Below are 9,812 nucleotides of genomic sequence, written 5' to 3' on the forward strand. Positions count from 1 at the left end.
TCCTCGACACCGACGCGGCGATCGAGCAGCGGACCGGGCGCAGCATCGCCGACATCTTCGCCACGGACGGCGAGCAGGAGTTCCGCCGCATCGAGGAGGACGCGGTGCGTGCCGCGTTGGCCGACCATGACGGCGTGGTGTCGCTCGGCGGCGGCGCGGTCACCAGCCCGGGGGTCTGCGAGGCGCTCGCCGGCCACACGGTCATCTACCTGGAGATCAGCGCCGGCGAAGGCGTGCGGCGCACCGGCGGCGGCGCAGTGCGCCCGCTGCTCGCCGGCCCCGACCGCGCCGAGAAGTTCAAAGCGCTGATGGCCAAACGGGCCCCGCTGTACCGCCGCGTCTCGACGATCCGCGTCGACACCAACCGCCGCAACCCCGGGGCGGTGGTGCGCTACATCGTGTCCCGGCTGCAGACGCCGGAGAACGCTCACGCGGAGGCCACCACATGACCGCGCCCGTCACCGTCGAGGTGGCCGTCGAACCGCCCTACCCGGTGGTCATCGGCACCGACCTGGGCGACCGGCTCGTCGAACTGCTCTGCGACCGGCACCGGGTGGCGGTCGTACACCAACCGGTGCTGGCGCACACCGCGGAAGCGATCCGAAGCCGCTTGGCGGACAAGGGCGTTGACGCCCATCGCATCGAAATCCCGGACGCCGAGGCCGGCAAGGACCTACCGGTCGTCGGATTCCTCTGGGAAGTGTTCGGCCGCATCGGCATTGACCGCAAAGACGCGGTGGTGAGCCTGGGCGGCGGCGCCGCCACCGACGTCGCCGGGTTCGCGGCCGCCACCTGGCTGCGCGGCGTCGACGTGGTCCACATTCCCACCACGCTGCTGGGCATGGTCGACGCGGCCGTCGGCGGCAAGACCGGCATCAACACCGACGCGGGCAAGAACCTGGTGGGCGCGTTTCACCAGCCGCTGGCGGTGCTGGTCGACCTGGCGACCCTGGAAACGTTGCCGCACAACGAACTCGTCGCCGGGATGGCCGAGGTCGTCAAGGCCGGGTTCATCGCCGACCCGGTGATCCTCGACCTCATCGAGGTCGACCCGCAAGGCGCCGTGGACCCGACCGGTGACGTGCTGCCGGAACTGGTCCGGCGCTCGATCGCCGTCAAGGCGAAGGTGGTCGCCGCCGACGAGAAAGAGTCGGAGCTGCGCGAAATCCTCAACTACGGCCACACCTTGGCGCATGCGATCGAACGCAGGGAACGCTACGAGTGGCGCCACGGCGCCGCGGTGTCCGTGGGCCTGGTCTTCGCCGCGGAGCTGGCCCGCCTCGCCGGGCGCCTCGACGACGCCACCGCGCAACGCCACCGCACCGTCCTTTCGGCGCTGGGCCTGCCGGTCGCCTACGACGCCGACGCGCTGCCGCAGCTGCTGGAATACATGGCCCAGGACAAGAAGTCGCGGGCCGGTGTGCTCAGGTTCGTGGTCCTCGACGGGCTGGCGAAGCCGGGGCGGCTGGCCGGGCCCGACCCGTCGCTGCTGGCGGCCGCGTACGCGGGGCTGTCGGAGGAAGAAGGGGCCCGATGACCACCACCGTCAACGTCATCAACGGCCCGAACCTGGGCCGGCTGGGCCGCCGCGAGCCCGACGTCTACGGCGACACCACGCACGACGAACTGACCGCGCTCATCGAGCGGGAGGCCACCGCTCTCGGGTTGAAAGCCGTTGTGCGCCAAAGTGATAGCGAAGGGCAGCTGCTGGACTGGATCCATGCGGCCGCCGATGCCGGCGAACCGGTGATCCTCAACGCCGGCGGCCTCACCCACACATCGGTGGCCCTGCGCGACGCGTGCGCGGAGCTGCGAGCGCCCCTGATCGAGGTGCACATCTCCAATGTGCATGCCCGCGAGGAGTTTCGGCGCCACTCGTACCTCAGCCCCGTCGCGACCGGGGTGATCGTCGGGCTGGGAATTCAGGGCTACCTGCTCGCCCTGCGCTACCTGGCGGACGCCGCCAAGGCCTAGTCCTTCTTGGGTTCCTTGCCCGGCTTCGTGGCGTCGTCACCGCCGTCGGTGCGGATCACCTCGGTCTTCGGCTCGTGGTCGGCCGCGGTGTGGATCGTCTCGGTCGGCTCGTCACGCTCGGCCGTGGCGACCGAAGCGGTCCGCTCCTCGTGCTGGGCGCCCGCGGTGGGAATCTCACCGGTCGGCGCGTCGTCACCGCGCACCGCGGAGAACACGTCGGTGTCGGCGCGCTCCTCGTCCGCTCCCTTCTGCCGGGGCGGGGGATTGCGGTCCACCCGCCAACGGCCGATGGTCACGCCGATGATCCCCGGCAGGAACACGCAAAGGGCGGTGAACGCCGCGAACGTCGTCACCTCGTTGATCAGCCCACCCGTGTAGAGGCCGTTGTACACCAGCGAGATGAGCCAGGACACGGCCCCGCTGAGGATGCCGGCCACCAGGCCGGCCAGCAGCCACGTCATCGCCAGGTCGCGCCGCCGGTCCGGGTCGGGGTTCGCGATGGCGTCGGCCCGGCCGTCGACCACCCCCCATACGGCCACGCCGATGACGAACAGCAGGAGCAGCACCACGCTGAACAGCCCGGCCTGGGTCTGCCACGCGTTGATCAACGCGCCTTGAACCAAGCGAACGACAACCATCGCCGCGGCGTAGACCAATCCGCGCAGCATCCAGGACCTCATGGGCAATCAGCGTAGCGAGTACCGTCAAGGGTCGTGACACATTCTCAGCGTCGGGACAACCTGAAAGCGCAACTGGGTGCCAGTGGACTGGACGCGATGCTGGTCAGCGACCTGAACAACGTGCGCTACCTGTCGGGGTTCACCGGATCGAACGGCGCGTTGCTGGTTTTCGCCGACGATCGCGGCCCCGTGCTGGCCACCGACGGCCGGTACCGCACCCAGGCCGCCGAACAGGCGCGGGGGCTCGAGATCGCCATCGAACGTGCCCTCGGGCGCTATCTGGTCGGCCGCGCCGCCGCGGACGGGGTTTCGAAGCTGGGCTTCGAGAGCAACGTGGTGACCGTCGACGCCTTCGACGCCCTGACCAGCGAACTCGGCGAGCGCAGCGCGGCCACCGAGCTGATGCGCGCCGCCGGGACCGTCGAGGCGCTGCGGGAGATCAAGGACGACGGCGAGGTGGCGCTGCTGCGGCTGGCCTGTGAGGCGGCCGACGCCGCGCTCGCCGATCTGATCGAGCGCGGCGGCCTGCGGCCGGGCCGAACCGAACGCGAGGTGAGCCGGGACCTGGAGGCGCTGATGCTCGACCACGGCGCCGACGCGATCTCGTTCGAGACCATTGTGGCCGCCGGGCCGAATTCGGCGATCCCGCATCACCGCCCCACCGATGCGGTGCTGGCCACCGGTGACTTCGTCAAGATCGATTTCGGCGCGCTGGTGGCCGGCTATCACTCCGATATGACCCGCACGTTCGTGCTCGGCAAGGCCGCCGACTGGCAGCTGGAGATCTACCAGCTGGTCGCCGATGCCCAGCGGGCCGGCCGCGAGGCGCTGCGGCCGGGCGCGAGTCTGCGCGACGTCGACGGCGCGGCGCGTCAGCTGATCGTCGACGCGGGCTACGGCGAGCAGTTCGGCCACGGCCTGGGTCACGGCGTGGGGCTGCAGATCCACGAGGCACCGGGAATCGGCGCCACGTCCACCGGCACCCTGTTGGCGGGTTCGGTGGTGACCGTCGAGCCCGGCGTCTACCTGCCGGGCCGCGGCGGCGTGCGCATCGAGGACACCCTGGTCGTGCCCCACGAGGAGGCGGCGGCCCGCGGGCACGCGCCGGAACTGCTGACCCGGTTCCCCAAGGAGTTGGCGGTCCTCAGCTAGGTCACGTGCGCCCTGTGGCCGGCGGGCGCCCCGGGGTAAAGTCGGGTGGCGTGAACGGGGTGGAGCCAATCGAACGTGGCCTGGCGCGCCTGCGGGACTTCCGGTGGGACCTGAACGCCCAGCCGCTGCGGGAGCTGCGGCTCGAGGTCGACATCGTGTATTTCACCGTCCCGGTGCCGTTTTCCGGCGGGAGGAAGCTCAGCGTTCCCTTCTTGACGATGATCAAGCGGGTACCCCCTTCGCCCACCGGGCCGGCCGAGACCGGCCCGTAACGCGAGAGCGGAAGGCAAGCTTCCCGCCGGTCATGGGCCACCCGACGCGGGGGCACCGGCCGACTGCCGCTCTAGACTGACGAACAAGTTGCAGACAGTCGGCGAACGACTGTCCATCCCTTAGGAGATACACCGAACCGTGGCAAGCACCGCCGATTTCAAGAACGGACTGGTGCTGGTGATCGATGGCCAGCTCTGGCAGATCGTCGAGTTCCAGCACGTCAAACCCGGCAAGGGACCCGCCTTCGTGCGCACCAAGCTCAAGAACGTGCTTTCCGGCAAGGTCGTCGACAAGACGTACAACGCCGGCGTGAAGGTGGAGACCGCCACGGTCGACCGGCGCGACACCACCTACCTGTACCGCGACGGCTCGGACTTCGTGTTCATGGACAGCCAGGATTACGAGCAGCACCCCCTGCCGGAATCGCTGGTCGGCGACGCCGCCCGGTTCCTGCTCGAGGGCCTGCCGGTCCAGGTGGCGTTCCACAACGGGGCGCCGCTGTACATCGAGCTGCCGGTGGCGGTCGAGATGGAGGTCACCCACACCGAGCCGGGCCTGCAGGGCGACCGGTCGAGCGCCGGCACCAAGCCCGCCACCGTGGAGACCGGGGCCGAGATTCAGGTGCCGCTGTTCATCAACACCGGGGACAAGCTCAAGGTGGACACGCGCGACGGCAGCTACTTGGGGCGCGTCAACGCGTGAGCAGGCCCGTCAGGGGACGCCATCAGGCCCGCAAGCGCGCCGTTGACCTGCTGTTCGAAGCCGAGGCCCGCGGGCTGGGCCCGGCCGAGCTCGTCGACGTGCGAACCGCGCTGGCCGAGACAAACCCCGACGTGGCGCAGCCGCAGCCCTACACGGTCGCGGCGGCCCGCGGGGTCGGCGAGCACGCCGCCCACATCGACGACCTGATCAGCTCGCACCTGCAGGGCTGGACGCTGGACCGGCTGCCCGCCGTGGACCGCGCCATCCTGCGGGTGGCGGTATGGGAGCTGCTCTACGCCGACGACGTCCCGGAGCCGGTCGCCGTGGACGAGGCCGTGCAGCTGGCCAAGGAACTGTCCACCGACGATTCGCCGGCCTTCGTCAACGGCGTGCTGGGCCAGGTCATGCTGGTGACGCCGCAGATCCGGGCGGCCGCCGCGGCGGTCCGGTCCAGCGCGGCGCGCGCGCCGGAGAACGAGGAACCGCAGGGGTGACCCGGCTGGAGCTGCGCGCCGTCATCGCGGGCTTGCTGGCCGCGACCGTGGTGCTGGGCGCCGTCGTCTGCGCGGCCTTCGGGTGGACCATCGTCGCCTCGGCCCTGTCGATCTACGGGCTCGCGGTGGGCGCCTGGCTGTACCACTGCGTCGAACGGCTGATCGTGGCCCGCCGCATCAGCACGGTTCGCAGCGCGGCAAAGCCGCTGCAGCCCCTGCTGCCGGTGATGGCGGCGATCATGGGCCTGACGCAGGCCGTGGTGCGATCGCTGTCCGACGTCACCGAGCTGCCGGCCCGTCGCTGGGATCTCCCGGTGCTGCGCTGGGTGGACGGCACGCGCGCCAACCGGCGCGTGGTGGACGCCGACGACGGTGACGACGGGATCACCGAATCGACCTGAGGCGAAACGATCACGTGGGCGGCGCGGCGGGGTGAGAATACAAGTCGCTCAGAAGAACAGGTGAGATCATGACTCGATACACCACCCAGCCGCGACGACTCCGCGTCTCCGCGCTCGCGGCGGTGGCCAACCCGTCCTACGCCCGCATCGACACCTGGAACCTGCTCGACGACGCGTGCCGCCACCTCGCCGAGGTCGACCTGGCCGGGCACGACAAGACGCACGACGTGGCCCGGGTGAAACGGTTGATGGACCGCATCGCCGCCTACGAGCGGTACTGGCTGTACCCCGGCGCGGCGAACCTGGCGACCTTCCGCGCGCACCTGGAGAGCCTGTCCACGGTGCGGCTCACCGAAGAGGTTTCCATGGCCGTGCGGCTGTTGAGCGAATACGGCGACCGCGCAGGGCTTTTCGACACCTCAGCGCCGCTGGCCGACCAGGAGCTGGTGGCCCAGGCCAAAAAACAGCACTTTTACACCGTGCTGCTCGCCGACGACGCCCCCGCGACGGCCCCCGACTGCCTGGCCGAATGCCTGCGGGCGCTGCGCAACCCCTCCGACGACGTGCAGTTCGAAATCCTGGTGGCGCCCAGCGTCGAGGACGCCATCGCAGCCGTCGCCCTGAACGGCGAGATCCAGGCCGCGATCATCCGCGACGACCTGCCGCTGCGCTCCCGAGACCGGCTGCCGCTGATGAACACCCTGCTCGGGGCCAACGAGGACGTGGACATCCCCGACCGCGCCAACGACTGGGTGGAGTGCGGCGAATGGATCCGCGAGCTGCGGCCCCACATCGATCTGTACCTGCTCACCGACGAGTCGATCGCGGCCGGCGACGACACCGAGCCCGACGTATACGACCGGACGTTCTACCGGCTCAACGACGTGACCGACCTCTACAGCACCGTGCTCGCGGGGCTGCGGAACCGTTTCTCCACACCGTTTTTCGACGCGCTGCGCGCGTACGCGGCGGCGCCGGTGGGGCAGTTCCACGCGCTGCCGGTCGCGCGCGGTGCCAGCATCTTCAACTCGAAGTCCTTGCAGGACATGGGCGAATTCTACGGCCGCAACATCTTCATGGCCGAGACCTCGACCACCTCCGGCGGCCTCGACTCGCTGCTCGACCCGCACGGCAACATCAAGAAGGCGATGGACAAGGCCGCGCACACGTGGAATTCCAACCACACGTATTTCGTCACCAACGGCACCTCGACGGCCAACAAGATCGTCGTGCAGTCGCTGACCCGGCCGGGCGACATCGTGCTGATCGACCGCAACTGCCACAAGTCGCACCACTACGGGCTGGTGCTGGCCGGGGCGTACCCGCTGTACCTGGACGCATACCCGTTGCCGCAGTTCGCCATTTACGGGGCGGTGTCGCTGCGCACCATCAAGCAGACGCTGCTCGACCTCGAGGCGGCCGGCCAACTGCACCGCGTGCGCATGCTGCTGCTGACCAACTGCACCTTCGACGGGGTGGTCTACAACCCGTTGCAGGTCATGCAGGAGGTGCTGGCGATCAAGCCCGACATCTGCTTCCTGTGGGACGAGGCGTGGTACGCCTTCGCCACCGCGGTGCCGTGGGCACGGCAGCGCACCGCCATGGTGTCGGCCGAGCGCCTCGAGCAGATGCTGGCCTCCCCGGAATACGCCGCCGAATACCGGAAATGGGCGGCCGAAATGGAACGGGTGCAAAACGGGGGGGACCGGTCCGACTGGGTGGATCGCCCGCTGCTGCCCGACCCCGCCAAGGCGCGGGTGCGGGTCTACGCGACGCACTCGACGCACAAGTCGCTCTCGGCGCTGCGGCAGGCGTCGATGATCCACGTCCGCGACCAGGACTTCAATGCCCTGAACCGGGATGCCTTCGGTGAGGCGTTCCTGACCCACACCTCGACGTCGCCGAACCAGCAGTTGCTGGCGTCGCTGGACCTGGCGCGCCGCCAGGTCGACATCGAGGGTTTCCAGCTGGTCCGGCAGACCTACGACATGGCGCTGGTATTCCGGCATCGGGTGCGCCGAGACCGGTTGATCAGCAAGTGGTTCCGCATCCTCGACGAGTCCGACCTGGTGCCCGAGGAATTCCGGGCGTCGTCGGTGAGCTCGTACCGCGAGGTCAGGCAGGGCGCGCTGGCCGAATGGAACGAGGCGTGGCGCTCCGATCAGTTCGTGCTGGATGCGACGCGGGTGACCCTGTTCGTCGGCAAGACCGGGATGAACGGGTATGACTTCCGCGAGAAGATCCTGATGGAGCGATTCGGCATCCAGATCAACAAGACGTCGATCAACAGCGTGCTGTTGATCTTCACCATCGGCGTCACGTGGTCCAGCGTGCACTACCTCCTGGACGTATTACGCAGGGTCGCAACCGATTTCGACCGCGCCGAGAACGCGGCCAGCGTCGCCGACCGGGCGTTGCAGGAGCGTCACGTCGAGGAGATCACCCAGGACCTGCCGCACCTGCCCGACTTCAGCGAGTTCGACGTCGCCTTCCGGCCCGTCGACGCGTGCGTCTTCGGTGACATGCGGTCGGCCTTCTACGCCGGCTACGAGGAGTCCGATCGCGAGCACGTCCTGATCGGCATGGCGGGGCGGCGGCTGGCCGAGGGCAAGACGCTGGTGTCCACCACGTTCGTCGTGCCCTACCCGCCGGGATTCCCGGTGCTGGTGCCCGGGCAGGTGGTCTCCAAGGAGATCATCTACTTCCTGGCCCAGCTCGACGTCAAGGAGATCCACGGGTACAACCCAGACCTCGGGCTGTCGGTCTTCACCGAGTCCGCGCTGGCGCGGATGGAGGCGCAGCGCAACGCGGCGCTGGCCGCGGTCGGTACCGCCTATCCGTCTTTCGAGTTGCCGTCGGACGCCACCGGCATGAACGGGGCCCGCAACGGTGATCGCGCCGCCGTGAGCGAAGACGCCTGAGTTAGCCGGCCTGCCGACCCGGATCCGACGTGGGCTGCGCGGGCCAGCCGAGCTCCCCTCGCAGGAGCCCGCGCGCGATCGCGTCGTGCCGGGCCGGGCTGCCGGCCGGAGCGCTCGTGGGGCAGGTGCAATTGAGGGTGTTGAACGGGCTGGGATCGGCGTTGGCCGGCGCGGCCGCCAGTAGGGCGGAGCCGAGGACCGTGGCGGCGAAAATCAGCAGTTGGGTGAGCGCGCCGTTCTGACGACGCGCGGGGCGTGCGGTATCAGACATGACAACTTAAGCGTAGGTCGCGGAGCTGGGAAGCCGCTGAGAGCGGTCAGGCGTCTTCCCGGGCCGCACTGGGGTGGCGTCCCGGCCGCTGCGGCAGCACGACGAGCAGGGCCACGATGACCGCGGCGAGCACCGCCGAGGCCAGCGGGCGGCTCAGGGCCAGGCCGCCGTCGGCCACCGGCTTGTCGATGAAGTCGCCGACCGTCGCGCCCAGCGGCCGGGTCAGGATGAACGCGACCCAGAACAACGCGACGCGCGAGATGCCGGTCCAGTAGTAGAGGGCGATCACCACGGCCAGGCCGGCCGCGAACACCAATGCGCCACGCTCGTAACCGAATCCGCGGGTGTCGGCCAGCCAATCGCCGAGCGCGGTGCCCAGGGTCTGCGAGAAGGTGATAGTCGCCCAATAGAAGGCCTCGACCTTCGGCGTCGACACGGTGGTGACCGATACGGTCCCCTCCGTCCAGCGCCAGAGGCCCAGGGTGGCCATCAGGCAACCCAACAGCAGCAGCGACCCTCCGGTGTACCCGATGCCCAGCGACCGGTCGGCGAAGTCGGCCAACGTCGTGCCGAACGTCGTCGACGCCACGATCGTCGCCCAGTACAGCGACGCATGGAAGCGCTTGGCCAGGATCTGTGCGGCAACCAGCACCACCAGCGCGACACCGAAGAGCGCGACCCCGGCGGCATAGCCCCAGTTCAGCGTCATCGTGACGGTATCGCCGCCGGTCTCACCCAAGGTGGTGGCCAAGATCTTGATGATCCAGAACCCCAGGGTTACCGCCGGAACCTTGGTCAACGCCTGCCGCGAAACGTCACTCATCCACAGTCCAGTTCGTGTCGGTGGTCATGCGCTTCGAGGGTAGCCGCGCTGAGAAAACGCCGTATTGACGCATAAGAAAAGGCTATGTTCACGCTGTGAATCGCCCTGGTGACGAGGTGGT

General features: G+C 69.2%; 12 protein-coding genes. 9 read left to right on the forward strand and 3 right to left on the reverse strand.

Translation table 11 applies throughout. The features are described 5' to 3' along the window. From A9X03_RS08735 to aroQ, 3 genes are all read left to right on the forward strand, one after another. A partial coding sequence (locus A9X03_RS08735; protein WP_068260624.1) for a shikimate kinase occupies positions 1-449 on the forward strand: 449 nt, incomplete at its 5' end. Then, complete coding sequence (aroB, locus tag A9X03_RS08740; RefSeq protein ID WP_068260629.1) at positions 446-1,537, forward strand: 3-dehydroquinate synthase; 1,092 nt, start codon at positions 446-448, stop codon at positions 1,535-1,537. The genes A9X03_RS08735 and aroB, both read left to right, overlap by 4 nt. Beyond that, positions 1,534-1,974: a type II 3-dehydroquinate dehydratase gene (gene aroQ, locus A9X03_RS08745; protein WP_067752822.1), complete on the forward strand. Its 441-nt coding sequence runs from the start codon at positions 1,534-1,536 to the stop codon at positions 1,972-1,974. The genes aroB and aroQ overlap by 4 nt, the downstream gene beginning before the upstream one ends. On the opposite strand, the gene A9X03_RS08750 is transcribed toward aroQ, so the two are convergent. Continuing rightward, positions 1,971-2,654, reverse strand: a complete 684-nt coding sequence (locus A9X03_RS08750; protein WP_067784200.1) for a B-4DMT family transporter — start codon at positions 2,652-2,654, stop codon at positions 1,971-1,973. The two genes, aroQ and A9X03_RS08750, sit on opposite strands and share 4 nt — an antisense overlap. Positions 2,655-2,687: 33 nt before the next feature. On the opposite strand from A9X03_RS08750, the gene A9X03_RS08755 reads away from it, so the two are divergent. The 6 genes from A9X03_RS08755 to A9X03_RS08780 all read left to right on the forward strand — a co-directional run bounded on the left by A9X03_RS08755 (position 2,688) and on the right by A9X03_RS08780 (position 8,597). After that, a complete protein-coding gene (locus A9X03_RS08755) occupies positions 2,688-3,806 on the forward strand; it encodes a Xaa-Pro peptidase family protein (RefSeq protein ID WP_067752828.1) in 1,119 nt (372 codons plus the stop codon). Positions 3,807-3,856: 50 nt separating this feature from the next. Further along, complete coding sequence (locus A9X03_RS08760) at positions 3,857-4,078, forward strand: hypothetical protein (protein WP_067752831.1); 222 nt, start codon at positions 3,857-3,859, stop codon at positions 4,076-4,078. Positions 4,079-4,217: 139 nt separating this feature from the next. Further along, a complete protein-coding gene (efp, locus tag A9X03_RS08765) occupies positions 4,218-4,781 on the forward strand; it encodes an elongation factor P (RefSeq protein ID WP_067282552.1) in 564 nt (187 codons plus the stop codon). Beyond that, the gene (gene nusB, locus A9X03_RS08770) at positions 4,778-5,275 is read left to right on the forward strand and encodes a transcription antitermination factor NusB (RefSeq protein WP_067752834.1); all 498 of its coding nucleotides are present in this window, start codon (positions 4,778-4,780) and stop codon (positions 5,273-5,275) included. The genes efp and nusB overlap by 4 nt, the downstream gene beginning before the upstream one ends. Beyond that, positions 5,272-5,676, forward strand: coding sequence for an antitermination protein NusB (locus tag A9X03_RS08775; RefSeq protein ID WP_067752838.1), 405 nt, complete (start codon positions 5,272-5,274; stop codon positions 5,674-5,676). The genes nusB and A9X03_RS08775 overlap by 4 nt, the downstream gene beginning before the upstream one ends. A 68-nt stretch (positions 5,677-5,744) precedes the next feature. After that, positions 5,745-8,597: an aminotransferase class I/II-fold pyridoxal phosphate-dependent enzyme gene (locus A9X03_RS08780; RefSeq protein WP_067752842.1), complete on the forward strand. Its 2,853-nt coding sequence runs from the start codon at positions 5,745-5,747 to the stop codon at positions 8,595-8,597. A 1-nt stretch (position 8,598) separates the two neighbouring features. On the opposite strand, the gene A9X03_RS08785 is transcribed toward A9X03_RS08780, so the two are convergent. Both A9X03_RS08785 and A9X03_RS08790 read right to left on the reverse strand, forming a co-directional pair. Then, positions 8,599-8,868, reverse strand: a complete 270-nt coding sequence (locus A9X03_RS08785) for a hypothetical protein (protein ID WP_067752845.1) — start codon at positions 8,866-8,868, stop codon at positions 8,599-8,601. A gap of 46 nt (positions 8,869-8,914) precedes the next feature. Then, positions 8,915-9,691, reverse strand: coding sequence for a hypothetical protein (locus A9X03_RS08790; RefSeq protein ID WP_067784049.1), 777 nt, complete (start codon positions 9,689-9,691; stop codon positions 8,915-8,917). Between the last annotated feature and the right edge of the window lie 121 nt (positions 9,692-9,812).

Origin of the sequence: Mycobacterium sp. E1715 (assembly GCF_001667625.1) — a bacterium.
In the GTDB taxonomy this organism is placed as follows: domain Bacteria; phylum Actinomycetota; class Actinomycetes; order Mycobacteriales; family Mycobacteriaceae; genus Mycobacterium.

What these genes read in the sequence shown, in the direction of transcription:
- A9X03_RS08790 (WP_067784049.1), bottom strand. Translation starts at nt 9,691, where the DNA reads ATGAGTGACGTTTCGCGGCAGGCGTTGACCAAGGTTCCGGCGGTAACC.
- A9X03_RS08785 (WP_067752845.1), bottom strand. Translation starts at nt 8,868, where the DNA reads ATGTCTGATACCGCACGCCCCGCGCGTCGTCAGAACGGCGCGCTCACC.
- aroB (WP_068260629.1), top strand. Translation starts at nt 446, where the DNA reads ATGACCGCGCCCGTCACCGTCGAGGTGGCCGTCGAACCGCCCTACCCG.
- A9X03_RS08780 (WP_067752842.1), top strand. Translation starts at nt 5,745, where the DNA reads ATGACTCGATACACCACCCAGCCGCGACGACTCCGCGTCTCCGCGCTC.
- aroQ (WP_067752822.1), top strand. Translation starts at nt 1,534, where the DNA reads ATGACCACCACCGTCAACGTCATCAACGGCCCGAACCTGGGCCGGCTG.
- A9X03_RS08750 (WP_067784200.1), bottom strand. Translation starts at nt 2,654, where the DNA reads ATGAGGTCCTGGATGCTGCGCGGATTGGTCTACGCCGCGGCGATGGTT.